This window comes from Psychrobacillus sp. FJAT-21963, assembly GCF_001420585.1.
GTDB lineage: Bacteria > Bacillota > Bacilli > Bacillales_A > Planococcaceae > Psychrobacillus.
In genome coordinates this window covers 155,228-179,645 of sequence record NZ_LJIY01000006.1, presented here as the reverse complement: position 1 = coordinate 179,645, position 24,418 = coordinate 155,228, and the positions used below count along the sequence as shown (strand labels likewise).

The following is a 24,418-nucleotide window of genomic DNA, read 5'->3' as shown; positions in this document are numbered from 1 at the left end:
CTTTTTAAAAATATTATTATTCACCTAAAGATTTAACCCATGCCGCCATAGCGTCAAGATTTTCTTCTGGAACTAGTCCACCAGGCATAGCGCCCTTACCATTAGCTAAAACATCTTTAATCTCATCTTCAGATAATTTTGTAGCTACTAGAGAAGGGAAAGCTCCTTGTCCTTCATAACTGTTACCATGACAACCGATACATTTTCCTTGAGCAAGAGCTTCCGGATCAAAGTTACCAGCTGCTGCTTCCTCGCCACCTTCAGCAGCACCTTCTTCACCGCCTTCAGCATGTTCTGAAGCAATTTCTTCTTTGTTATTTACGCCTTCAATAGATAAGAAGAAAATTAGACCAATACCAAATGCCATTATTAAGATAAATGGAATAATTGGATTCTTTTTCATTAGTTAACCCTCCCTCTTGATACATTCATTCTAATATAGAATTAGTCAACACTAATATTGTACTGCATTCTAAGGAAAACGAAAAGTCTAAAAGAGGAAGTTTTCTTTCTTTGTGACAATTTAGACATAAATTCGACTTAGCAACCAATATGTCTAGCTATAACCATACGCTGAACTTCTGAAGTACCTTCACCGATTTCTAGAAGTTTTGCATCTCTCATATAACGTTCAACTTCATATTCTTTCATATATCCATAACCACCGTGAATTTGTATTGCTTCATCTGCTACTTCCATTGCAATTTCCGAAGCATATAATTTACACATAGATGCTTCTTTACTGAATGCTCTACCTTGATCTTTTAACCATGCAGCTTTATGAACCATTGTTCTAGCTAACTCTATTTTCATAGCCATATCTGCTAATTTAAACTGAGTTATTTGAAACTCAGATAATGTTTTACCAAATTGCTTACGTTCTTTTGAATAACGAAGCGCGCGGTCAAAAGCTGCTTGCGCGATACCTACCGCCATAGCTCCAATTCCAATTCTCCCACCATCAAGTGTAACTAAGAATTGTCTGAAACCATTGCCTCGTTTACCAAGTAAATTCTCTTGTGGAACTCGAACGTTTTCTAAAACTAATTCAGTTGTATTAGAAGCATTTAATCCCATTTTTTCATAATTATCGATTACGGAAAAGCCCTCTGCATCTGTTGGAACAATAATAGCTGAAATTTCCTTTTTACCATCTTTTACATCAGTAATAGCAGTTAATGCTAGATGCTTCGCATAACTAGCATTTGTGATAAAGGCTTTATTTCCATTAATTACGAAGTCATTACCATCTTCTTTTGCTGTAGTTTGTGTTCCACCAGCATCGGAGCCTGCATTAGGCTCTGTTAAACCAAAAGCACCGAATGATTCGCCAGTACATACTGGAACTAAATATTTTTGCTTTTGCTCATCAGTTCCAAAAAGATTTAAAGGAGCCCCACCTAATGAAATATGAGCTGAATAAGTGATACCTGTAGAAGCGCATGCACGACTTAATTCTTCTGTTACGATGGCAAAACTAACTGTATCTGCTCCTGCCCCTCCATATTCTTCAGGAAACGGTAAGCCCATCATCCCCATGTCGGCTAACTGTTTGAAGATTTCTTTTGGGAACTCTTTTGTTTTGTCTCGCAGGATAGCACCTGGAGCAACAACTTCGTCCGCAAATTCACGTATCGTTTTGCGAATCATTTGTTGTTCTTGTGTTAAATCAAAATTCATTTCTCCATCCCCTTTGTAAATAAAAACGCTTACATTCTTATTATACTAAAAATAAAATAAATTCACACGGAAAATAAAAATTCTACTATTACTATTCTATTAAAAGGACTGTAACAGTAGATTTCTTAAGGTTTTATACTTTTACATAAATAGACTATGAATCAATACAACTGCAAGACCGACAATAATAGTAGGACATATTTATTATTCATAAAAAAATGCCAGCTGGTTTAACATACCAGCTGACATTGTAAATACTAAAAATAATATCGAAACATATAAAACAATATAAATGCAATTCCTATTACTCCAGAAATACTAAAATAAACTAGTTTAAGCAGCAAACCAGAAAAAAGCCAAATCAAACAATTACCAATGATTAAACCTATTAATACAGAAGGATATTCAACAAAATAGACATCCCATACTTTAAAAGAGGCACCTAACAATAAAAGAGCAGAGCAAACCATTAATATGGGTGTCATAATAGATTTGTTTTTCGCTAATTTAAAACCTATGTATAAAAAAGAAACTATAACAATGCCTGCAAGAATAATAGGGATAAATGCTAATGTCGTAATAAATGTTAAAGAAACTATTAAAATAAAAGTAATTATAGCTAAAGTGGAATAAGCCAGTCGTCTCTTACCTTTTTCTTTTGCTAGTACTGCCTTAGTTGATTTCTCCTTCACTTCCGATTCTCCATCTTCCCCTTGTGCATATAGAGCAGTTAGGAAGTCGCAATAATGTTCAGGAAGCAGTTTATTTTGTTTCCAAAATGCTATTTCATTCAAAATTATTTGCTTACGTTGAAGTGACATTATTCGGCCTCATTTCACATGCAATTATTTCTATTATAACATTGTCAAAGCCTAGAAAAAAAGACATCCTTTATATAAGGATGTCTTTAAATTATTCTAAGAAATCTTTTAGACGCTTGCTTCTAGATGGATGGCGAAGTTTTCGTAATGCTTTCGCTTCAATTTGACGAATACGCTCTCTCGTAACGCCAAATACTTTCCCTACTTCCTCCAATGTTCTCGTACGGCCATCGTCTAGCCCAAAACGTAAACGTAGAACATTTTCTTCTCTATCTGTCAGCGTATCTAATACGTCTTCTAATTGCTCTTTTAATAGTTCATAAGCTGCATGATCTGAAGGAGATTGAGCATCTGCATCCTCAATAAAATCACCTAAATGTGAATCATCCTCTTCCCCAATAGGAGTTTCTAAGGAAACCGGTTCTTGTGCAATTTTTAATATTTCTCGAACTTTTTCTGGAGGTAAATCCATTTCTTCTCCTATTTCTTCTGGAGATGGTTCACGTCCCAAATCTTGCAGTAATTGACGTTGTACTCGAATCAACTTATTGATCGTTTCCACCATATGCACTGGAATACGAATTGTTCTTGCTTGGTCTGCTATTGCACGTGTAATTGCTTGTCTAATCCACCAAGTAGCATACGTACTAAATTTGAATCCTTTTCTATGGTCAAATTTTTCTACTGCTTTAATAAGACCCATATTTCCTTCTTGGATTAAATCTAAGAATAACATTCCTCGTCCAACATAACGTTTAGCAATACTAACAACCAGTCGAAGGTTTGCTTCCGCTAGACGTTTTCTAGCTTCTTCATCTCCTTGCTCGATACGTTCAGCAAGTGCTATTTCCTCTGATGCTTTAAGTAGATCCACACGACCAATTTCTTTTAAGTACATACGTACTGGGTCATTGATTTTAACACCAGGCGGAACACTTAAATCGTTTAAGTCGAAAGTTTCTTCCTCTTTCCCCTTCATCAAACGATCTAAATCTTCTTCATCTCCGTCTTTACGACTAAGCTCAATTTCTTTTCCTTCCAAATCATCTATAAATTCCTCAATTTGATCGGATTCTAATTCGAAGTGAGCGAGCTTCTCAGCGATATCATGATAGGTTAATTCACCATTTTTTTTACCTAATTCAATTAGTTGTTTTTTTGCTTCTTCTAATGAGATTTCAATTTCAGTTTCTTTTGTACGTTCAGACTTGTCCGCCATAAGAATTTCCTCCTTTTGCTACCGGTTTATTTCTCAAAAGCCGCTAATGATTTTTTTAACTGGATAGCTTCCTGAGCAAGTTGTAGAGCCTTAACCATATCAGTCATTTTCTCTGCTTCTTTTGCTTCGTGTAGCTTTTGTTCTATTTGCTGCTCTACCCGGTATTTTCTAATATGGCGCAAACAGTCCATGACTTCCTCTTTTTCATGATCTGGATCACGTTCTGAGAGCGCTGCTTCCATAACTATATTTCTAATATCTGCATCATTTATTACTTCTAAAAATCGTTGAAAATCTCCTTCTGGATAATCTTCATAAAATCCTGTTAACCTTACATAAGCAGCCTCATACGCATCTCGAATGAAGCATTGCTCACCATTTATACTTCGAGCAATATCAAGTACTTGTGAATTATGAAGCATATGGGAAAGTAAAATTCTTTCCGCTCGTTCATCCGCTGATAAAGTTTTTTTCTTTTTCTTCATCTCTGGATTCACTTGAAGAGATACAGGATGTTGATCTTTCGATTGCTTTGCTTTATTACCTTGTAGTTTTCTAAGATGTTGATAAATTGCTTCCTCAGAAACGTTCGTTTCCTGCGAAAGTTGTCGAATATATAAATCACGTTCTACAGAAGAATTTCTTTCACTCAGTATTTCCAAAATTTCTTGAATATACTGCAAAGTATCATTTTCATTATTAAAGTTCTTGTCTCTTTTGGAGACAATCATCATAAAAGATAAGTAGGAATGCGGTTTTTCTATAATTTTCGTTCTGAATGCTTCTTCCCCATAGTTTTTAATATAATCGTCTGGATCCATAGCATCAGGAATTATTGCGACTTCCGTTTGAATATTTTGAGCTTGTAAAGCAGATGCTGCTCTTTTAGCTGCCTCCATACCAGCTTTGTCGCCGTCATAACAAAGCGTCACATTGGATGTTAATCTATTTAGCTTTAATATATGTTGTGACGTCAAAGCAGTACCCATTGTTGCAACACCATTAGTTATACCCGCTTTTGATGCAGCTATAACATCTAAAAATCCTTCAAAGACAATAACATTGCGCTGCTTTCTTATATCTAGTCTGGCTTTATCTAAATTATAAAGTACTTGGCTTTTTTGAAATATGGGAGACTCAGGACTATTTAAATATTTTGCTTCATTTTCTGATTTATGAAGAACTCTCCCAGAGAAAGCAATAACATTACCACCTTCATCAAACACTGGAAACATAATTCTCCCTCGAAAACGATCAAAATACTTTAGTTCATTTTCTTTTCGGATAATGAGCCCAGTTTTCTCAATTTCTTGTAAATCCATACCTTTACGTTCTAAAAGCGTAGTAAGAGCATCCCAACTTGTAAGGGACCAGCCAATTTTGTACTTTTCAATGATTTCCTTTGAAAACCCTCTTTCCTCTAGGTAATTTAATGCATCTTCCCCTTCCACGGTATGAAGTAATAAATGATGAAAATAATCACTTGCAAACTCATGTGCTTTTTTCATAATTGTTACTTCTTTTGAGACTGGGGCTTTTACTTCTGAACTATCAGAGGAACTTTCTTCTATCGTTAATCCAATTCGACTTCCGAGTTTACTTACTGCATCCTGGAACGATAGATTTTCGATATCCATTACAAAAGTTATAACATTACCACCTGCACCACAACCAAAACAGTGAAATATTTGTTTTTCCTGTGTTACAGAGAAAGATGGTGTTTGTTCGCCATGAAAAGGACATAACCCAAAATAGTTTCTCCCTCTTTTCGTAAGCTGAACATATTCGCTTACTACATCGACAATATCATTGTTATTCCTAACTTGTTCGATAATCTCTTCTTCTATACGATTTGTCATTATTTCACCATCTTTACTTGCTATTTAACTTAATTCGAGAGAATCAATAAAATTCCTGCAAGAATCGACAAAATAATTCATAAAAAAAGTTTCATAGAGAATAAATTCTTTTTTCCACAAATAACAATTATAAAACAATTATTCATATTTATCTATTACTTTATTCGATAGACAATACAAAAAAACCTTTTCACAAAACGTGAATCGGTTTTATTTCTTATAATTTATTTTTGTTGAGTATGATTAATGACTTCATTTGCTGTTTCTTCTACAGCTCTATTCGTAACATCAATCACTCTGCAGCCTATTTTTTTAACAATCTTCTCAAAATGTTTTATTTCATCATTTATACGTTCTATTTTAGCATAACTAGCATCATCATTTAAACCAATTGCGATTAATCTTTCTTTTCGAATGGTATTTAACTTCTCAGGTGTAATTACCAAACCAAAGCATTTATTTGGATCAACTAAAAATAATTCTTCTGGTGGCTCTACTTCAGGAACTAGCGGAACATTTGCCACTTTGTATCTTTTATGTGCTAGATATTGAGATAAAGGTGTTTTAGAAGTTCTTGAAACGCCTATCAAAACTATATCTGCTTGCAATAAGCCTCTCGGGTCTCTTCCATCGTCGTACTTCACTGCAAACTCAATAGCTTCAATTTTTTTAAAGTAATCCTCATCTAGTTTCCTAACTAACCCTGGTTCTTCAAAAGGTTTTTCGTTCAGGTTTTTTTCCAGTAATTGAATAACTGGGCCAATTAAATCAACTGAGTCGAGTTGATACTCATCACAATATTGTATCAATGCATCACGCATCTCTTTTTGAACAAGCGTATATAAAATTATCGCATCTTGTTCTTTTGCAAGTTCAGTAATTTCTTTAATATGATCCAATGAATCAATATGAGTAAATCTTTTCAACTTTGTATGTTGAAGGCCAGGCCTAAATTGGCTAACTGCAGCTTTCGCAACTAATTCACCAGTTTCTCCAATAGAATCTGAGATAATAAATAGGTTAAGCATTTTCATAGTTTTCCCCCTCACAGATCATGGTCATCGGCTAATGATAGGAAAGCACGCGTGATATTCGTCTTCGTAATTCTTCCAACTACCTCTAAACCATCTTTTCTTTCTCTTATTACAGGTAAAGAATCAATTTGTCTGCTCATCAATTTTTTTGCTACATCTATAATCGTATCTTCTTTTAAGCAGTACGTAATATTTGGCATTCTTGTCATAATCATATGTACCGGAATTTTATTTAAATCCTGATTTCCTATACTCGTCCGTAGAAAATCTTTTCTAGAGAGTACCCCAGATAAAAGTGAATTTTTATCTACTACGAATAGGGAACCTACATCTTCTAAAAACATATGACATATCGCATCATATACCGTCATGCTCTCTTCTACTACGACTGGTATGGATTGAAAATCCTTTACAAGCATTTGTGCAATATTATCGGATATAGCTTGACTTGTTTTCTTACCTGAGTAAAAATAACCAACTCGCGGACGAGCATCTAGAAAGCCTGCCATCGTTAAAATTGCAAGGTCCGGTCTTAATGTAGACCGAGTTAAATGAAGTCTTTCTGCAATTTGTTCACCTGTAATGGGGCCGTTTCCTTTTACAATGTCCAAAATCTCGTTTTGCCGTTTGTTGAGTTCGATTGGACTCACCGCCTCAAAGTGTTATACTTAATACTTATTAATTATATACGATAATGTCTTTTATTGCGAAGAAAACTGGCTCATGTTACAATATCAACAAATAATAAAGCGTTGAAGAGCATTATAAGTACTGTAATGATAGCGAGTGGTGATGGTGAAAGTCCACAATACAGGAAAAGGCAGCTTGGAGCTTATGCTTTTAAAGTGGATTGTAATTACAATCAATCGGGGTGGAACCGCGGGTATAAAACTCGTCCCCGGGCTATAATGGCCCGGAGACGAGTTTTTTTGCATTTACACCAAAAAAGCATTTAGAAAAATGGAGGTAATGAAATGGCATTTTCAATGGAAGAAGTAGTAAGCTTAGCTAAGCAAAGAGGGTTTGTATTTCCCGGATCAGAAATTTACGGTGGCCTTGCAAACACTTGGGATTACGGTCCACTCGGTGTCGAACTTAAAAACAACATCAAAAAAGCTTGGTGGAAGAAATTTGTCCAAGAATCACCTTACAATGTAGGATTAGATGCAGCTATATTAATGAATCCAAAAACTTGGGTAGCTTCAGGTCATATTGGAAACTTTAATGACCCGATGATTGACTGTAAAAAATGTAAATCACGTCATCGCGTAGATAAAATTATTGAAGATACACTTGATAAAAAAGGAATCGAAATGGTTGTAGACGGCCTATCTTTTGAAAAAATGGGAGAAATTATGAAGGAACACGAGATTGTTTGTCCAACATGTGGCGCTTACGATTATACTGAAATCCGTCAATTCAACTTAATGTTCAAAACATTCCAAGGTGTAACGGAATCATCTACAAATGAAATCTATTTACGTCCAGAAACAGCACAAGGTATTTTTGTAAATTACAAAAACGTGCAGCGTTCTATGCGTAAAAAAATGCCTTTCGGTATAGCACAAGTAGGTAAAAGTTTCCGTAACGAAATTACACCTGGTAACTTCACTTTCCGTACGAGAGAATTTGAACAAATGGAATTAGAATTCTTCTGTAAACCTGGTGAAGATATGGAATGGTTTGAGTTTTGGCGTAACTACTGCCGAGATTGGTTATTAAATTTAGGTGTGGCTGAAGACAGCATTCGTTTAAGAGACCACTCTGAAGACGAACTTTCTCACTACTCTAATGCTACTACTGATATCGAATATAAATTCCCATTTGGTTGGGGTGAGCTATGGGGAATCGCTGATAGAACAGACTTCGATTTAAAACAGCATATGGAGCATTCTGGAGAAGATTTTAACTATATTGATCCAATCACGAATGAACGATATGTTCCATATTGTATCGAACCATCTTTAGGAGCAGACCGTGTAACACTTGCGTTCTTATGCGAAGCATTTGATGAGGAGCAATTAGAAGGTGATGATACTCGTACTGTTTTACGATTCCATCCTGCATTAGCTCCAATTAAAGCAGCGGTTTTACCATTATCTAAAAAATTGTCTGAGGGAGCTACTTCCTTATTCTCAGAATTAAGTAAACACTTCATGGTAGATTATGATGAATCTCAATCAATCGGTAAACGTTACCGCCGCCAAGATGAAATCGGAACACCATTCTGTATCACATATGATTTCGATTCTGAAACAGATGGCCAAGTTACTGTTCGTCACCGCGACTCAATGGAACAAACAAGAATGCCTATTGCAGAAGTTCAATCATATATAGAAAAACAACTACAATTCTAAGTATAGAGGACATTTTTGAAAAATATAAAATTTTCACATGCAAAGAATATAGATACTAAAAGCCCTACTCTTTAGTAGGGCTTTTGACAAGTTGATTTTTGAAATTCATTCATCATAAAAATACGGATCAATAAAAAATCCAAGTGAAGAAGATTTATTCTTCCTCACTTGGATCTTTTTTTGGTGTATAAAATTCAGGTGTCTTTTCCATTTGGTCCAAGAAGGCCTGTGACTTTAATCGGATGCCTACCTGCTCACTATATATAGTGCGTACAATTTTTTTTATAAATCCCTTGGTCTCTTTTTTAAGCGAAAGCTTCCCGACTTGATCAATTGGTACTGTATAAAAAGTACGGATTAGTTTCACTTGTGAGGGCGTCAGTCTGATAATATAAGGATCGATGGAAAAACAACGATGACATAAAAAACCTATTTGTTGAAATGAAAAGGAAAATTCCCCATCCGTTGCGCCACAATTTGCACATTGATGTAAAACGGGATATATACCAGCTATCGGCAACATCTTCCATTCCACAAATAAACTAATTGCTTCTGGATCATACTCGTCAGAAATGGCTTGTAGTGCCTGCTGTAACATGTCAAAAAGTCTTGGCTTTGGTGACTCATCATCGATTAATTTATCCACTAATTCCATTATAAAGCTAGCATAAGCAGTAGTAAAAATGTCTTCTCTTATGGCTCTCATCGAATCGATAATTTCTCCCTGTTGAAGAGTTCCCATTCCCCTACCCTGCTGTACTAGAAAATAAGCATATGTAAAGGGCTGAGAAATGGACGCTAAACGACTAGTAGGCTTTTTAGCTCCACGAGCAAGTGCTGCTCTTTTTCCAAGCTCTCGAGAAAAAATTGTGACGATTTTGTCAGACTCTCCATAAGAAGAAGATCTTAAGACAATCCCTTCAACTTTTTGGAGCAATTGTCTTCCCTTCCTTCTGTGCTTATAAGATTAATTTGATTAGATCAATACTCATCTTCTCTAAAGCCATAATCTCTTAAATGAGTAGATTTATTACGCCAATCTTTTTGTACCTTTACCCATAGTTCTAAGAATACTTTTGTACCTAGTAGCATTTCAATATCGTGACGTGCTCTAGTTCCAACTTCCTTGAGTAAGGCACCTTTTTTCCCAATGACAATCCCTTTTTGCGAATCTCTTTCCACGATTATCGTTGCCATTACACGAATCATGTCTTTCTCGGTATCTTCTTCTTTTTTTATTTTATCGATAACTACTGCAATAGAATGTGGAATCTCTTCCCTAGTTAAATGCAGGACCTTTTCTCGAATTAATTCTGAAATAATAAACCGTTCTGGATGATCTGTCACTTGGTCCGCCGGATAATATTGAGGACCTTCAGGTAAATATTTTTGAACAGTTTCAAGTAGTCTTTCTACATTATTTCCTTGTAAGGCAGAGATTGGAATAATCTCAGCAAAGTTGTATTTATCTTTATACGATTCAATAATTGAAATTAAATCGTCTGGATGAACTTGGTCAATCTTATTGATAACTAGAAAAACCGGCGTTTCATTATTTTCAAGCATTTCAATAATAAATTCATCGCCTTTTCCAATTGGTTCCGTTGCATTTACCATAAACATGATCACATCTACTTCACGTAGTGTATTTTTGGCGACTTTCAACATAAAATCTCCAAGTTTGTGTTTTGGCTTATGAATTCCTGGCGTATCAATAAAAATCATCTGACTTTCATCTAACGTCAATACACCCTGTACCTTGTTTCGAGTAGTTTGAGGCTTATCACTCATAATAGCGATCTTTTGGCCGATTACTCTATTTAAAAATGTTGATTTACCTACATTTGGTCTTCCAATAATTGAGATAAACCCTGATTTGTAGCCTTTATTGTTTTGCTCCATATTCCATGTCCTCCGTTGTAAATGCACCCGGCAATAGTTCTGCAACCGTTGTTTCAAGCACATGTCCATTTAAATTTGTTAAATATACAGGCATATCTCTTTCACAGAATTCCACCAGTACTTGTCTGCATGCACCACATGGTGATACAGGGCCTTCGGTATCCGCTACCACTGCAATAGCGGCAAATTTTTTCTTTCCTTCAGAAACAGCTTTGAATACAGCTGTTCTTTCTGCGCAGTTTGTTAGACCGAACGATGCATTTTCAATATTACAGCCATGAATTACTTCCCCATCTACTGTTAAAAGCGCTGCTCCAACCGGAAACTTCGAATATGGTACATACGCTTTTTCTCTTGCAGCTTTAGAAGCTTCCATTAACATTTCTTTATTCATTCTTTCACCTCTAGAATAGTATTCCCCACCACTTAGGGATAAATATCATCAACCCGACAACTGCACTACAAATAGCGTAAACTAGGCATGCACCTGCAGCTAAGTCTTTCGCTTGTTTTGCAAGTTCATGATAGGCTGGTGATGCTAAATCGACAACTCGTTCGATTGAAGCGTTTAATAATTCTACCATGAACATGCCACAAATTAACATAATTATGATTATCCATTCATTTTTAGATAATCCAGTTGTTATACTTACTATAAATACTACGATTGCAGCAAATAAATGAAATCGAAAATTTTGTTCACTTTTTAAAACATGTAAAATTCCATTGGAAGCATATATAAATGATTTTAAAAATTTACGACTGTCCATGGCCTTCACGTTTCAATCCAAAAGCCTGTAGTATCGTTTCCTGTAAGCCAAACATTTCTTGTTCTTCCTCTCTTGTACCATGATCGTATCCAAGTACATGTAAAAAACCATGGACCGCTAGAAAACATAGTTCTCTCTCAAATGTATGTCCGTAGGAAGCAGCCTGTTCACTTGCACGTTCTACTGAAATAATTATATCACCTAAAAGAGTAGGAATATCGGCATTTTTTATCTCTATCTCTCCTTCACCCATTTCCTCCATCGCAAATGATATAACGTCAGTAGGAACATCTTTATCTCTGTACGTACGATTAATTTCTTGAATAGCATCGTTCGTTACAAACGTTACACTTACTTCGCTTCCATTCTTTACAGCCTGCTGATCAGCCGCAAATTGCAATACCTTTTCAACCAATTCGATTGTTTGTTCTGATAATGTATTTGTCTCATCCATTAAATCGAGTTCTAGCATAGTCGTTCCACCTTAGTTTTTATTTTGGATATTCTATTCGTGAATGGAATATCCCATTCAAAGTTGTACAAAAACTTTCTTCCATTTTCTTAATCTCACGCAAAGATAAATCACATTCATTAAATTGTCCATCTTGTAACTTATCTTTAACAATAGATTGTATTAATGCCTGTATTTTATCTGAGTTGGGCTCTTTCATAGACCTGACTGCCGCTTCTACACTATCTGCAACGGAAATAATAGCATTTTCCTTTGTTTGTGGTTTTGGGCCTGAATACCTGAAATCTTCTTCGCTTACCTTATCATTTTGTTCTTTTGCTTTATAATAAAAGAATTTTAGAAGACTTGTCCCATGGTGTTGCTCTGCAACATCAATAATTTCTTTCGGCATCTTATGCTTTCGTAAAATATTTGCCCCATCTATAGCGTGTGCAATAATAATATCACGACTTGCCTCAGGGGGTAAATTATCATGCGGATTATAGCCGTTGATTTGATTTTCTATAAAAAAACCTGGTCTTTTTGTCTTGCCAATATCATGATAATAACAACTTACTCTTGCTAGTAAACCATTTGCCCCTATAGCTTCACATGCCGCATCTGCTAAATTGGCAACCATTACACTATGATGATAGGTTCCTGGTGTTTCGGTTAAAATTTTCTTTAGTAGTGGATGGTTCGGATTAGATAGTTCAATTAATTTCATAGTTGATAGAATACCAAATAAGGATTCAAAAAAAGGTAATATTCCTATTGTTAATGCCCCAGATAGTATTCCTGATAATATTGCAGCTCCGAAATAAAAGAGTAAATCTCCTATCCCATACGTCGTTTTAGTCATGAGCAAGTAAAAGAGAATAAAAACTAAGTTAACCGAGGCAACGATTAGACTTGAACGTAAGATTTGTGAATTGTTGCTCATTTTTTGTAACGCAAAAATGCCTGCTATTCCACCAAATAAAATATACAAGGATACTTCCATTTGAAATACATTTGTATACCCCTCTTGAAATATGAATCCAGCATATGCAGCAATTATGATAGTAGATATAAAAGCCATTCGTTCATTTACAAGTAGGTAAACTAACATAGATACAATTGCTGTCGGAAAAATAAATGCAATGACAACATCAAAATTATAGGCAACAAACTGCAATACTTTCATCATTAATATGGAAATAAGTAAACTAAACAAAACAACTAATAACGATTTTGAATTTTCTTTCGTTTTTTCTTTTTTATTTACAGTTTGAACATACAAAACCCACATAGTCAAAATGACAAATAATGCCACACCAATAATTGGTTTGTATGAGGATTTGTTTGTTAACATTCCTAGTAATTTTATTTGCCTATAAACTTCTCTATCTATTATTTCTCCTTTTTGTACAAGAATTTGACCTTGTAAAATTCTAATCGGTTCGACACTAGCTTTTGCCTGCTCTATGCGAATTTCTGTTTGTTCTTCATTTTTAATTTCAGTTTCTACAATACTTGACCGAGCCATCGATGACAAAACATTCATATAGTTATTTGAATATTTTAATGAGGCCCTTACTTGATCTTCTATTTCTTTTTTCTTATCAGAAACGTTTTCTAATCGAACTGGTTGATCCAACATATCCTTCACAAGGGTGCTAATGGTTTCACTTGATTTTTCAAGAACTGCTGGACTTTGCCCCAATAAAGTTGTTAATGCCTCATCATTTAACTGCACCATACTTGCATTATCAACAATTTTATCTATTTCCTTTTTCAATTTTTCTAGCTGGCTTGTTCTATTTTCTACTTCTCCCTCAGGAATCACTTCTTTTTTAATTTCAATGACACTATCAAATATGGAACTGATGATGGCAGCTTGGTTGTCTGCAGTTTCTTCTTGAAATTGATAATATGGTTGAATCTCTGCTGCTACCCTATCACGTTCCTCTTCTGTTTTAACAGTATCTTCTATCGTTTTAACTGCACGAATAGTTTCTGGAGATAACTGAAACTCTTTAATATCATATGTATTTTCCTTCACATTGCCGATCAATAAAAAAAACATAATTATAGCCGTAATAAAAATAATAACTAATGGGAGATGCTTATAATTACTCCATTCCTTCATTTTTAATAAAATTGAATTCATAACATATTCATCACCCTTCTAAATGGTACATTCATTATACCTTATTTATTGTATGTTTTAAAAATAATTCCAAATTTAAGCATTTAGGAAAGTGAAATGTCCTTTTTGTTTTTATAAAAAAATCGGATTCAACAACTTATAGAGTACAGACGGATGTGCGCTTGCCTCACGCTTCGCATGAGCCTCCGAAGGATGAGTCGCTCCTTCGTCGCTCGTCCATCCTTTACGGGGTCTCATTCTTCACGCTCCTGCGGCGTGTAAGGCGCACATCCTAGAAATAAGCCGATGAAATAGATACAATTCAATGAAAAAGAAAGTTTACATCCTTTTTTAAGAATTGTTGTTCAGTAATCTAATATTAGAATAAAGAGACTACACTGGCATTCGCGCCTTGCAAGCCTCATGACGTGGAGGGCACTGAAAAAAAGCATATTATCTCTATGGCACAACGATATTGTAAATCCCCTTGTATGGACTACTTAAATTGAAGGTTTCTTGGGTTGAAATCATGTGGAACACCTGCCTATATTTCCTTTAATTTATTTGTAAGCATACAATAGTTGATCGAAGTGGAAGGCGGCGACTCCAGCCGGAATAGCATGAGCTGAAGACCCTGGACTGAGCGTAGCGAGGGAAGCGGCTGAAGCCATGCCGGCGGAAAGCGTCCGCCTAGAACGGAAATCAACGGGGCCTATATAAAAAACTAGAATCCGTAAAGTATATATATAACCCAATAAAAAGGGGATACCTTCGTACCTTGCCATCCGCATTAATAAAAAAAAGCAGCCCATTATGGCTGCTGTTCTTCGTATGCTTGTATTATTTTTGCAACTAATGGATGACGGACGACATCCCCTTGTTCCAAATACTGAAAATGAATACCAGAAACATTACTCAAGATTTTCTCTGCAATGATCAATCCTGATTCTGCCCCTCTAGGTAAATCAATTTGGGTTTTGTCTCCAGTGATAACCATTTTAGAACCAAATCCAAGGCGAGTTAAAAACATTTTCATTTGTGCTTTAGTTGTATTTTGAGCTTCATCTAGAATCACAAATGCATCATCAAGGGTTCTTCCTCTCATATATGCAAGAGGCGCTATTTCAATCGTTCCACGCTCGATTAAACGCTCAGTTTGTTCCATTCCAAGCACATCATGTAACGCATCGTATAACGGTCTTAAATAAGGGTCTACCTTCTCTTTTAAATCTCCGGGTAGAAATCCTAAACTTTCGCCGGCTTCCACTGCAGGACGTGTTAAAATGATTTTTTTGACGTGTGCATTTTTTAAAGCTTGTGTAGCCATTACAACAGCTAAATAAGTTTTACCAGTACCTGCTGGTCCAATTCCAAATGCCAAATCAAATTTTCGAATACCTTGTATATATTCTCGCTGACCAATAGTTTTTGCCCGAATTGCTTTTCCTTTTGTATTTCTAGCGATTTCTTCATCATACAAGCCAGAAAAATATTCAATAGTTCCATTCATACTCATTTCAATCGCAGAAGAAACGTCACGCAAGTTAATATTAATACCTTTATGAATGACCGATAAAAGTTGCTCCATTAACTTTTTTGCTTCATCTACATTTTTTTCTTCACCAACAATACGAATTGTTTCCCCTCGAGTAATCAATTGTACTTTCAGTTCTTCTTCAATAAGCTTTACATTTTTATCTGATATACCTAGAAGCATTACAGCTTCAGTTGGGTCTTTTAAAATAAGATCTAATTGTGTAATTTCGCTCATGCTTCGTCTCCTTGGGGTATTACTTGTGGAATCGCAATATTTTCATTTATCAAAAATAATACTTTCCCTTTTACTTTATCATTTTGAATGGTCACCTGTAAAATTTTATCCTCCAGTATTTGAGTATCGGCAGGTAGCTCGTTAATTATCTTTTGATAAAGTAATGGGCGTATTAATTTTTCCATCGATTGTTCATTCAATAAAAACTTATTTTCTTCCGAAAGTTGCACATAACCTACTTCCAAATATTTTTGTAAAGGTTTAGGTAGAACAACCTCTTTCCAAAACGTCGTTTTTTTCTCACTCTTTTTTTGTATTACTAGCTTTCGCTCACTGGGTTTAACGATACTTACTTGTTTTGGTAATTCAAATTCAAGCTCAATCCAATAACTTGCAAATACCTTACCTTCTGCACTAGTAATAATTCTTTTATCTCCCTGCGTTACAAAACCATTAACTAAAATGTCTCCTTTTTTTACACTAACATTTTTTTCTATTGCCCTTACCCCTTTTATTAGCTCAAAATCAGTTACGACACCACTTCTTTTTGCTATTAAATGGATAGAGGGAGCATCTTTAATAACACGCTCTGTCTGAGTTGGTGCTAACATCGGCGTTACAGTTAATTTTGATCCTGATTTTGTAAAATGCACCCAAGAGTATTCTTTATGTTTTAGTAATAGTTTTTGCCTAATCTCTTGCTCCGATGGTATTTTAGAAGCAAGCATTCTTTCTTTAATGCTTATTTCCTTTAATTCTTCATAAATCAGTACATTGTTTTCTGGAGATTCAGATTCAATTTGTATCGTCCAAATGAATTGCGCAAGTATAACAGGAATCAATAAAAATATGATCACGCCTACTATTGAGATAGCATATGGTTGAATGATTCCTTTTTTTCTTTCATCTACTAAATAAACAGGAAGCTTTAATGACCTCCTTACTTTACGAAAAACTGGTAAGTCCTTTCTTCGAATAGAAAAATAAAAGTACTTTTCTGTACTGTAGACCTGATACACGACAATATTAACTGAAAATAACCGTTGAAATAATAGATGCTGATCTACTTTAATCGGCATCCTTACTTGAATTAGCTGCTGCATTACATTTTTTCCTTCCTCGTAATTTTGAAATGACTAAGATCTTCTACTTGCAAACATAGTCGCTCCATTGATATTGACTTTATCTTTAAAGTAGTGGCTTGAATTTCTAAAAGGAAATCATCGTATGCACAGACTAAATTATTTTCTTTTAAACGGAGGATGGTAAATTCATTATCTAACGTAATCTCACTGAAATCTTCCATCATAATACTCGCATGGAGTGGAAATAATTTTTTCAAAAAAACACCCCTTTACATGATTTTATGCATGTAAAGGGGTGTTCATGAGTTATCTTCTCGATTTTGGTGGTGCTAGTATTTCAGAGAACACAATTGCTTTAACTAAATCATCTTTGGAATTAGGAATTATATTAATATCCGGTCGTGATACTTTTTGTTCCTTATTTTCCTGATGAACGGAAAGTCTACCCGTAGATCGAGGTTTGCCCTGATTTCTCATAACTTCTCGTTCTACTTTTTCAACAAGGACAGGTGCCTTCTTTACTTCTGGGGACTTTCTATCCAATTGTTTTTTTTGCTCATCCATAAAATCCTTTGCAAAATCGCCAAGATCCTTAAATGGATTATCTTTTACTGGTTTCATTGGTTGTTGAGTTTGTTTGACAGGCTTTTGCTCTGGTTTCTTTTTCTTTCCAACCAAACTACTAATGATCGCCATTATAATGATGACAATAATACTTTCCAAGGAGAAAACCTCCTATCCATTGTTTCTTAGTCTTTCAATTCATCCGTAGAAGTTTTTTCTCCTCCGACTTTACTTATGGAATCTCTCATCGTAGTATCTGCTTGAATATTTTTATAGTTCATATAGTCCATCACACCAATATTACCTTCGCGCAAAGCTTCAGCCATTGCAAGTGGTACTTCTGCTTCTGCTTCAACTACTTTCGAGCGCATTTCAACTACTTTCGCTTTCATCTCTTGTTCAGAAGCTACAGCCATTGCACGACGTTCTTCTGCTTTAGCTTGTGCAATTTTCTTATCTGCTTCCGCTTGCTCTGTTTGAAGTTCAGCACCGATGTTTTTGCCAATATCAACGTCCGCGATATCGATCGATAGAATTTCAAATGCAGTTCCTGAATCTAATCCTTTAGCTAACACCGTTTGCGAAATTAAATCTGGGTTTTCTAGAACACGTTCATGACTAGTGCTGGAACCGATGGTACTAATTATACCTTCCCCTACACGTGCTACGATTGTTTCTTCCCCAGCTCCCCCGACTAAACGGTCAATGTTTGCTCGCACAGTAATTCGAGCCTTTGCTTTTACCTCGATACCATTCATAGCAACCCCTGCAATAAATGGAGTTTCAATAACTTTTGGATTTACCGACATTTGTACTGCTTCTAAAACATCACGGCCAGCTAAGTCAATTGCAGCCGCTCGTTCAAATGTTAAAGCAATGTTCGCTCGGTGAGCAGCGATTAATGCGTTAACTACACGGTCAACATTACCACCAGCTAAATAGTGACTTTCTAACTGGTTTATCGCAACATTCAAACCTGCTTTATGTGCTTTAATAAGCGGATTTACGATACGAGAAGGTATAACTCGACGTAACCTCATACCTACTAATGTAAATATGCTAATTTTAACTCCAGCAGCAAGTGCTGAAATCCATAATGCGATTGGAAAAAATGTAAAAAATACAGACAGCACTATGAATGCCAGAACGATTACAATTATTAAAGAAATCATACTTCCACTAATCATTCTATTTCCTCCCCTTCAGATATTTCTCGTACAACTATACGAGAACCCTCTACTTTAATAATAACAACTTGTTTGTTTTTTTCTACAAAACTTCCATCAGAAACTGCATCTATTCGCTCATCACCTATACGTATCGTTCCGGCAGGTCTAAGGGGAGTCATTGTTACTGCTACTTTACCAATTAACTCAAGTCTATTTACATTGGAAACATACCCTTGTTCAGTAGTTGTAGCATCCGAGAGAATTACTTTATTTAATACTTTTAATTGTTTACCAAAAAACTTCATTATAATCACCATTCCCACTATAGCTACTGTTAAAGCAATTAAAACAGATATACTCATTTGTACAATATTGCCTCCTGCTAGTATTATACTAGTAATAATAGCAGCTGCCCCTAATATACCACTAATTCCTCCGGGCAAAAAGAATTCAGCAATTAATAAGATTACTCCAATAACAAAAATGATAATCGTTTCGTACCCAGCAAGTCCTGCAACTAAATGTCCAAAAAAGAAAAGTGTTAACGATACAAGTCCCATCGTTCCAGCAACACCGAAACCAGGAGAATACAACTCTACTATTAGTCCTAAGCTTGCAATAGATAAAAGAATAGGTACTATAATCGGGTGAGTAATGAACCTAGCAATTGTTTCAGTAATCGTTTGCTCCGTTTCAATAATCTGTGCATCCGCTAGTTTCGTCACTTCTAGTAATTCTTCCATTGAACTAACTGTTCCATTCGAGTACTTTACTTTTAATGCATCTGCAGAGGTAAGCGTTAACAATTCACCTTTTGGAGCATTAAACTCTGGTAAGTCAACACTTTCATCTGCCATCGCTTGTGCATATATTGGATTTTTTCCTGTTCGGTTAGCTGCGTTGATCATTTTAGCCTTCCATGCACTTCTCGCTTTTACATCTGCAGCATTTCCACTGCCGTCAATTACAGCTGCCGCACCCATCGTCCCATTTGGAGACATGTATATTTCATCTGTATGTAGTGCTAAATATGCTCCTGCTGAAAGTGCTTGTGAATTAATATAAGCTATTTTTCGAATAGAGGTTGAGTCAAGTAAATTCACAATATCTTCAGCAGAATCTACAAATCCTCCAGGAGTATTAATCTCAAAAATAATAGCATCTGCTCCTGCTTCTTCCGCATCATTGATGGATCTTTTTAAAAAAGCATATAAACCTTTTTCAACTTCTTTATATACAGGAATTTTATAAACTTTCGGAGCGTCTGCAGTAATAGAAGGAACAATCATGAAAAATGATAAAAGCAATAAGCAAATTGAAGTAATATATCGGAACAATTTCATCCTTAAACCTCCCTTCTTCTATATGTATATAATACTTTACGGAGTAGAATGAAAAAAGTTTCAAAAAAAAATAAACCGAGAAAATAAATTTTCTCGGTTTACATACTTGTAAATTTTAATCATAATGTACGTGTTTTGAACGTAGGGATGGTTGGGATTAATTTACCACTTACGTTTACGTGCAGCTTCTGATTTCTTTTTACGTTTCACGCTTGGTTTTTCATAAAACTCGCGCTTTCTTACCTCTTGAATTGTACCACTTTTAGATACAGTACGTTTGAAGCGGCGAAGAGCATCTTCAAGCGATTCGTTTTTGCGAACGACAGTTTTTGACATCTCTCTTTCCCTCCCTCCGAACACACGTCAAGTACATAACCAGTTGTTATGTACTAAAAAATTATATCGTATTGTTTACAAATGGTCAATACATACAACTAAATTAATAATCAGAATTACTTGTTAGACCTTGCATAATTTCTACTCCTGAACTTGCACCAATTCTAGAAGCACCTGCATCCACCATAGCTTGTAAATCTTCTAGGCTACGAACACCGCCAGAAGCCTTGACACCAAGGTCTTGACCAACAGTATCTCTCATAAGTTTAACAGCTTCAACTGTTGCTCCACCAGTTGAAAATCCAGTAGAAGTTTTTACAAAGTCTGCTCCAGCTGCTTTAGATATTTCACTTGCTTTTACAATTTCTTCGTTTGTTAATAAGCAAGTTTCTAAAATAACTTTCACAATTGCTTTTCCTTTAGCTGCTTCTACGACTGCAGCGATATCTTTTTGGATAAAGTCATAGTTTGAGTCTTTCAATGCACCTACATTTATAACCATATCTATTTCTTCTGCGCCATTCTCAATTGCATTTTTTGTTTCAAATGCTTTCACTTCAGTAGTGCTTGCACCTAGTGGAAACCCAATCACTGTACAAACTTTAACTGGACTATCCTGTAAAAGTTTTGCGCTTAGTTCAACCCAAGTAGGATTTACACATACTGATGCAAATGTATATGTTTTAGCTTCCTCACATAATTTTTCAATCTGTTCTTTTGTAGCATTTTGTTTTAATAATGTATGATCAATTAATGCTGCAATATTTTGTGTCATTTGTATTCCCCTCTCGGCAGTTGTCCGTACCTCTTAATCATAATAGAGATTATTAAAAAAAGCCAGTGAGATAAAATTCACTGACTTTTTTTATTATACTAACTCTTCTATTTGGTCTAGCACACGTACAAATTGTCCTTCGTTATAAGGATAGCCAGCCTTTGTAATTTTTACACGAACTAATTTTCCAATCAAATCTTCAGACCCAGGAATGACAACTTTTAAATAATTATCTGTATAGCCTTCATATAAATTTGAATCTGAATCCAATTTATATTTTTCTTCTGGGATAATCTCTAATACTTCACCTTCAAATCGGGAAGCATATTCTACTGCAAGTTGATCATTTAATGTAATTAAACGATGCACACGCTCATTCTTCACTTCTTCTTCTACTTGATCTTCCATTCTTGCAGCAGGTGTACCTGTCCGCTTAGAATACGGGAAAACATGAAGTTCAGAGAATTTTTGGTCACGAATAAAATCATATGTTTCCATAAATTCTTCTTCTGTTTCACCTGGAAAACCTACAATTACATCAGAAGTAATAGCTAAATCAGGTAAAGCCTCTCTTAATCGGTCTAAACGATTTGCGAAAAACTCCATTGTATATTTTCTACGCATTCTTTTTAAAACAGTATCTGAACCGGATTGTATAGGGATATGCAAATGTCTCACAACAATTTTTGAATCTCTCAACACATCAATTACTTCATCCGATAGTTGGCTTGCTTCGATTGAACTAATACGAAGACGTTTTAATCCTTTTACATTATTTTCAATGTCTCTTAAAAGCTGTGCCAAATTATAATCTTTTAAATCTTCTCCATATCCACCTGTATGAATGCCTGTTAATACAATTTCTAAATAACCTGCATCCACTAGCTGTTGAGCTTGGTGAACTACTTCTTCTGGGTTACGTGATCTCATGAGGCCACGAGCCCATGGGATAATGCAAAAAGTACAAAAATTATTACAGCCTTCCTGTATTTTAAGGGAAGCACGTGTGCGATCTGTGAATGAAGGGACGTCCAACTCTTCATATACTCGATTCTTCATTATGTTTCCTACTGCATTAATAGGAGTTCGTTCAGACTTATATTGTTCAATATAATCTAGCATTTTTGTTCGTTCTTGTGTTCCCACTACAATATCTACACCAGGAATTGCCATTATCTCTGCTGGTGAAGTTTGTGCATAACAACCAGTAACACAGATTACAGCATCAGGATTTTGACGAATTGCTCGACGTATTACTTGACGACTTTTTTTATCGCCTGTATTAGTTACTGTACAAGTATTGATAACATATACATCTGATTGTTTTTCAAAATCAGTGCGTTCATAACCATTTTCTTTAAATAATTGCCATATAGCCTCTGTTTCGTAATGATTAACTTTACAGCCTAATGTATGGAATGCTACGGATGACATATCCTTACACCTCTTTCATTCATATTCATAGGAAATTGCAGCAAGCGCATATAACGGGGCAGTTTCAGTTCTTAAAATTCTTGGTCCAAGTGAAATTGGATGAAAATCATTTTCTAGTAAGACTTTTACTTCAGAGCGATCTAATCCACCTTCGGGACCAAATACAATAAGTATCGATTTTTTATCATACACCTTTTTTAATTGCTCAGCAAACTTTTGACGTTGCTCGTGTTTTGCATCTTCTTCATCTGCAACAAACTTCACATCGTATTTTTGGGCAATTTCTAAAAGTTCATTTAAGTTAATAGGGCTATGTATAGTTGGTATTCTAGAACGATGCGATTGTTCAGCTGCTTCTTTCGCAATCTTTTGCAAACGAACGAGCTTCTTTACGTTTTTTTGTTTGTCCCATTTCACAATTGACCTTTTCGCTTCATATGGATAGAGTGTATGCATTCCAAGTTCTGTTGCTTTTTGAGTAATCAATTCTAACTTATCACCTTTAGGTAAGCCACATACTATGGAAACTTTAATAGGCATTTCGTTTGAACTAGTTTGCTTATCGACTATTTGCAAAACGACTGCCTTTGAAGTCCCCTCCATGATTTTCATCGTATAAGTAAAGTTTTCCGCGACTACATATACTTGATCTCCGGGTGACATGCGCATCACTTGTATCATATGATGCGCATCCTCGCCGGTTATTGTAATCAAATTATTATCATTTATTGGTTCATCCGTAAAATAACGTTGCATAACAATCTCCTTATAGAAGCGGTTTTTTTGAAATGATTGTTACCCAATCTTCCATCATCATCACTTCTTCAATTTCAAAGCCAGATTTTTGCAAAGCATTTTTCACATCTTCTTTTTTAGCAGAGATTATACCTGAGGTAATATACAAGCCTCCATCTTTGACAATAGAAAAGGCGTCATCTGTAAACGTCATAATAATTTCAGCTAAAATATTTGCAACTACAATATCTGCCTGCTCATTTACACTATCAAGTAAATTACCATGCGTTACCTTTACCACATGGTCTACATTATTAATTGTGATATTTTCTTTTGCAGAAGCTACAGCCACTTCGTCCAAATCAAGTGCATGTATAGATGTTGCACCAAGTTTAGCTGCTCCAATTGAGAGTACCCCAGACCCAGTTCCTACATCTATCACTTTTGAATTCGGTTGGACAGTTTTTTCTAAAGCTTGAAGGCACATAACTGTTGTAGGGTGAGTACCTGTTCCAAAAGCCATTCCTGGATCTAATTCAATTATTAACTCATCTGTACTAACTCGTTCATAATCTTCCCAAGTCGGTACGATTGTAAATCGATTGGATATTTTTACAGGATGATAGTATTTTTTCCAAGCAGTTGCCCAATCTTCCTCATCCACTTCTTGCACAGTCACAATATTGTGTCCAATATCGATATTGAAATTTTGTAAGTTATTAATCGCAAGCTTGATCTCTTCTACCGTTTCTAATAGAAAGCTAGTCTCTGCTAAATAAGCTTTTACACGAACCCCGTCAACAGGGAAATCTTCTGGATTTAAATTATAGATTTCACCGAATCGATCTTCTCTTTCTCTAACTAATTCCTCTGAGTCTTCAATGACTACCCCACTCGCACCAGCTTCATGCAAAATATTACTCACAGCGTCTACTGCTTCAATTGTCGTATGAATAGATAGTTCAGACCATTTCACCCTGCG

Annotated in this window: 26 protein-coding genes; 1 reads left to right on the top strand and 25 read right to left on the bottom strand. The window is 35.5% G+C overall.

The window, feature by feature from the left end; all coding sequences use genetic code 11:
• Positions 1-16: 16 nt before the first annotated feature.
• From cccA to AN959_RS14415, 7 genes are all read right to left on the bottom strand, one after another.
• Positions 17-403 carry a cytochrome c550 gene (gene cccA / locus AN959_RS14445; RefSeq protein WP_053588857.1) on the bottom strand — a complete coding sequence of 129 codons (387 nt, stop codon included), beginning with the start codon at positions 401-403 and terminating at the stop codon, positions 17-19.
• 137 nt (positions 404-540) lie between these two features.
• Positions 541-1,680: an acyl-CoA dehydrogenase family protein gene (locus tag AN959_RS14440; protein WP_053588856.1), complete on the bottom strand. Its 1,140-nt coding sequence runs from the start codon at positions 1,678-1,680 to the stop codon at positions 541-543.
• A gap of 257 nt (positions 1,681-1,937) precedes the next feature.
• Positions 1,938-2,501, bottom strand: a complete 564-nt coding sequence (locus AN959_RS14435) for a hypothetical protein (protein ID WP_056831664.1) — start codon at positions 2,499-2,501, stop codon at positions 1,938-1,940.
• A gap of 91 nt (positions 2,502-2,592) precedes the next feature.
• The gene (rpoD, locus tag AN959_RS14430; RefSeq protein WP_053588854.1) at positions 2,593-3,720 is read right to left on the bottom strand and encodes an RNA polymerase sigma factor RpoD; all 1,128 of its coding nucleotides are present in this window, start codon (positions 3,718-3,720) and stop codon (positions 2,593-2,595) included.
• Between the two features lie 26 nt (positions 3,721-3,746).
• The gene (dnaG, locus tag AN959_RS14425; protein ID WP_056831662.1) at positions 3,747-5,579 is read right to left on the bottom strand and encodes a DNA primase; all 1,833 of its coding nucleotides are present in this window, start codon (positions 5,577-5,579) and stop codon (positions 3,747-3,749) included.
• Positions 5,580-5,803: 224 nt separating this feature from the next.
• Positions 5,804-6,613, bottom strand: coding sequence for a pyruvate, water dikinase regulatory protein (locus AN959_RS14420; RefSeq protein WP_056831660.1), 810 nt, complete (start codon positions 6,611-6,613; stop codon positions 5,804-5,806).
• An 11-nt stretch (positions 6,614-6,624) separates the two neighbouring features.
• A complete protein-coding gene (locus tag AN959_RS14415) occupies positions 6,625-7,263 on the bottom strand; it encodes a helix-turn-helix transcriptional regulator (protein WP_053588851.1) in 639 nt (212 codons plus the stop codon).
• A 324-nt stretch (positions 7,264-7,587) separates the two neighbouring features.
• On the opposite strand from AN959_RS14415, the gene AN959_RS14410 reads away from it, so the two are divergent.
• Positions 7,588-8,970: a glycine--tRNA ligase gene (locus AN959_RS14410; RefSeq protein WP_056831658.1), complete on the top strand. Its 1,383-nt coding sequence runs from the start codon at positions 7,588-7,590 to the stop codon at positions 8,968-8,970.
• A 154-nt stretch (positions 8,971-9,124) separates the two neighbouring features.
• Here the strand turns inward: AN959_RS14410 and recO are convergent, their stop codons facing one another.
• The 18 genes from recO to prmA all read right to left on the bottom strand — a co-directional run bounded on the left by recO (position 9,125) and on the right by prmA (position 24,412).
• Positions 9,125-9,907, bottom strand: coding sequence for a DNA repair protein RecO (recO, locus tag AN959_RS14405; RefSeq protein ID WP_056831655.1), 783 nt, complete (start codon positions 9,905-9,907; stop codon positions 9,125-9,127).
• Between the two features lie 44 nt (positions 9,908-9,951).
• The gene (gene era, locus AN959_RS14400) at positions 9,952-10,872 is read right to left on the bottom strand and encodes a GTPase Era (protein ID WP_056831653.1); all 921 of its coding nucleotides are present in this window, start codon (positions 10,870-10,872) and stop codon (positions 9,952-9,954) included.
• Positions 10,856-11,266, bottom strand: coding sequence for a cytidine deaminase (locus tag AN959_RS14395; protein WP_053588847.1), 411 nt, complete (start codon positions 11,264-11,266; stop codon positions 10,856-10,858). The genes era and AN959_RS14395 overlap by 17 nt, the downstream gene beginning before the upstream one ends.
• Before the next feature lie 10 nt (positions 11,267-11,276).
• Entirely contained in the window at positions 11,277-11,642 is a 366-nt protein-coding gene (locus tag AN959_RS14390) for a diacylglycerol kinase family protein (protein WP_056831651.1), read from the bottom strand.
• Entirely contained in the window at positions 11,629-12,114 is a 486-nt protein-coding gene (gene ybeY / locus AN959_RS14385) for an rRNA maturation RNase YbeY (protein WP_056831649.1), read from the bottom strand. The genes AN959_RS14390 and ybeY overlap by 14 nt, the downstream gene beginning before the upstream one ends.
• Positions 12,115-12,133: 19 nt before the next feature.
• Complete coding sequence (locus AN959_RS14380) at positions 12,134-14,245, bottom strand: HD family phosphohydrolase (protein WP_056831647.1); 2,112 nt, start codon at positions 14,243-14,245, stop codon at positions 12,134-12,136.
• Positions 14,246-14,356: 111 nt separating this feature from the next.
• Positions 14,357-14,482 carry a hypothetical protein gene (locus AN959_RS21895; protein ID WP_256363928.1) on the bottom strand — a complete coding sequence of 42 codons (126 nt, stop codon included), beginning with the start codon at positions 14,480-14,482 and terminating at the stop codon, positions 14,357-14,359.
• Between the two features lie 553 nt (positions 14,483-15,035).
• Complete coding sequence (locus tag AN959_RS14375; RefSeq protein WP_053588843.1) at positions 15,036-15,995, bottom strand: PhoH family protein; 960 nt, start codon at positions 15,993-15,995, stop codon at positions 15,036-15,038.
• Positions 15,992-17,098 carry a sporulation protein YqfD gene (locus AN959_RS14370; protein ID WP_056831645.1) on the bottom strand — a complete coding sequence of 369 codons (1,107 nt, stop codon included), beginning with the start codon at positions 17,096-17,098 and terminating at the stop codon, positions 15,992-15,994. Before AN959_RS14370 ends, AN959_RS14375 begins: the two co-directional genes overlap by 4 nt.
• Positions 17,098-17,337 (bottom strand): hypothetical protein, encoded by a 240-nt coding sequence (locus AN959_RS14365; RefSeq protein WP_053588841.1) that lies wholly within the window; start codon positions 17,335-17,337, stop codon positions 17,098-17,100. The genes AN959_RS14370 and AN959_RS14365 overlap by 1 nt, the downstream gene beginning before the upstream one ends.
• Positions 17,338-17,386: 49 nt before the next feature.
• Positions 17,387-17,803 (bottom strand): hypothetical protein, encoded by a 417-nt coding sequence (locus AN959_RS14360; RefSeq protein WP_056831643.1) that lies wholly within the window; start codon positions 17,801-17,803, stop codon positions 17,387-17,389.
• Between the two features lie 26 nt (positions 17,804-17,829).
• Positions 17,830-18,816, bottom strand: coding sequence for a flotillin-like protein FloA (gene floA, locus AN959_RS14355; RefSeq protein ID WP_156316844.1), 987 nt, complete (start codon positions 18,814-18,816; stop codon positions 17,830-17,832).
• A gap of 11 nt (positions 18,817-18,827) precedes the next feature.
• Positions 18,828-20,156 (bottom strand): nodulation protein NfeD, encoded by a 1,329-nt coding sequence (locus tag AN959_RS14350; RefSeq protein WP_053588838.1) that lies wholly within the window; start codon positions 20,154-20,156, stop codon positions 18,828-18,830.
• Between the two features lie 162 nt (positions 20,157-20,318).
• Complete coding sequence (gene rpsU / locus AN959_RS14345) at positions 20,319-20,492, bottom strand: 30S ribosomal protein S21 (RefSeq protein ID WP_004227078.1); 174 nt, start codon at positions 20,490-20,492, stop codon at positions 20,319-20,321.
• Positions 20,493-20,595: 103 nt separating this feature from the next.
• Positions 20,596-21,267 (bottom strand): deoxyribose-phosphate aldolase, encoded by a 672-nt coding sequence (gene deoC / locus AN959_RS14340; protein WP_056831641.1) that lies wholly within the window; start codon positions 21,265-21,267, stop codon positions 20,596-20,598.
• A 93-nt stretch (positions 21,268-21,360) separates the two neighbouring features.
• Positions 21,361-22,701: a tRNA (N(6)-L-threonylcarbamoyladenosine(37)-C(2))-methylthiotransferase MtaB gene (gene mtaB / locus AN959_RS14335; RefSeq protein ID WP_053588836.1), complete on the bottom strand. Its 1,341-nt coding sequence runs from the start codon at positions 22,699-22,701 to the stop codon at positions 21,361-21,363.
• A gap of 15 nt (positions 22,702-22,716) precedes the next feature.
• Positions 22,717-23,457: a 16S rRNA (uracil(1498)-N(3))-methyltransferase gene (locus tag AN959_RS14330; RefSeq protein WP_056831639.1), complete on the bottom strand. Its 741-nt coding sequence runs from the start codon at positions 23,455-23,457 to the stop codon at positions 22,717-22,719.
• A gap of 10 nt (positions 23,458-23,467) precedes the next feature.
• A complete protein-coding gene (gene prmA / locus AN959_RS14325) occupies positions 23,468-24,412 on the bottom strand; it encodes a 50S ribosomal protein L11 methyltransferase (RefSeq protein WP_053588834.1) in 945 nt (314 codons plus the stop codon).
• Between the last annotated feature and the right edge of the window lie 6 nt (positions 24,413-24,418).

Excerpts from the sequence above, each read along its gene's own strand:
- cccA (WP_053588857.1), bottom strand. The coding sequence starts at position 403 with ATGAAAAAGAATCCAATTATTCCATTTATCTTAATAATGGCATTTGGT.
- AN959_RS14440 (WP_053588856.1), bottom strand. The coding sequence starts at position 1,680 with ATGAATTTTGATTTAACACAAGAACAACAAATGATTCGCAAAACGATA.
- AN959_RS14435 (WP_056831664.1), bottom strand. The coding sequence starts at position 2,501 with ATGTCACTTCAACGTAAGCAAATAATTTTGAATGAAATAGCATTTTGG.
- rpoD (WP_053588854.1), bottom strand. The coding sequence starts at position 3,720 with ATGGCGGACAAGTCTGAACGTACAAAAGAAACTGAAATTGAAATCTCA.
- dnaG (WP_056831662.1), bottom strand. The coding sequence starts at position 5,579 with ATGACAAATCGTATAGAAGAAGAGATTATCGAACAAGTTAGGAATAAC.
- AN959_RS14420 (WP_056831660.1), bottom strand. The coding sequence starts at position 6,613 with ATGAAAATGCTTAACCTATTTATTATCTCAGATTCTATTGGAGAAACT.
- AN959_RS14410 (WP_056831658.1), top strand. The coding sequence starts at position 7,588 with ATGGCATTTTCAATGGAAGAAGTAGTAAGCTTAGCTAAGCAAAGAGGG.
- era (WP_056831653.1), bottom strand. The coding sequence starts at position 10,872 with ATGGAGCAAAACAATAAAGGCTACAAATCAGGGTTTATCTCAATTATT.
- AN959_RS14395 (WP_053588847.1), bottom strand. The coding sequence starts at position 11,266 with ATGAATAAAGAAATGTTAATGGAAGCTTCTAAAGCTGCAAGAGAAAAA.
- AN959_RS14390 (WP_056831651.1), bottom strand. The coding sequence starts at position 11,642 with ATGGACAGTCGTAAATTTTTAAAATCATTTATATATGCTTCCAATGGA.
- ybeY (WP_056831649.1), bottom strand. The coding sequence starts at position 12,114 with ATGCTAGAACTCGATTTAATGGATGAGACAAATACATTATCAGAACAA.
- AN959_RS14380 (WP_056831647.1), bottom strand. The coding sequence starts at position 14,245 with ATGAATTCAATTTTATTAAAAATGAAGGAATGGAGTAATTATAAGCAT.
- AN959_RS21895 (WP_256363928.1), bottom strand. The coding sequence starts at position 14,482 with ATGAGACCCCGTAAAGGATGGACGAGCGACGAAGGAGCGACTCATCCT.
- AN959_RS14375 (WP_053588843.1), bottom strand. The coding sequence starts at position 15,995 with ATGAGCGAAATTACACAATTAGATCTTATTTTAAAAGACCCAACTGAA.
- AN959_RS14370 (WP_056831645.1), bottom strand. The coding sequence starts at position 17,098 with ATGCAGCAGCTAATTCAAGTAAGGATGCCGATTAAAGTAGATCAGCAT.
- floA (WP_156316844.1), bottom strand. The coding sequence starts at position 18,816 with ATGATTTCTTTAATAATTGTAATCGTTCTGGCATTCATAGTGCTGTCT.
- AN959_RS14350 (WP_053588838.1), bottom strand. The coding sequence starts at position 20,156 with ATGAAATTGTTCCGATATATTACTTCAATTTGCTTATTGCTTTTATCA.
- rpsU (WP_004227078.1), bottom strand. The coding sequence starts at position 20,492 with ATGTCAAAAACTGTCGTTCGCAAAAACGAATCGCTTGAAGATGCTCTT.
- deoC (WP_056831641.1), bottom strand. The coding sequence starts at position 21,267 with ATGACACAAAATATTGCAGCATTAATTGATCATACATTATTAAAACAA.
- mtaB (WP_053588836.1), bottom strand. The coding sequence starts at position 22,701 with ATGTCATCCGTAGCATTCCATACATTAGGCTGTAAAGTTAATCATTAC.
- AN959_RS14330 (WP_056831639.1), bottom strand. The coding sequence starts at position 23,457 with ATGCAACGTTATTTTACGGATGAACCAATAAATGATAATAATTTGATT.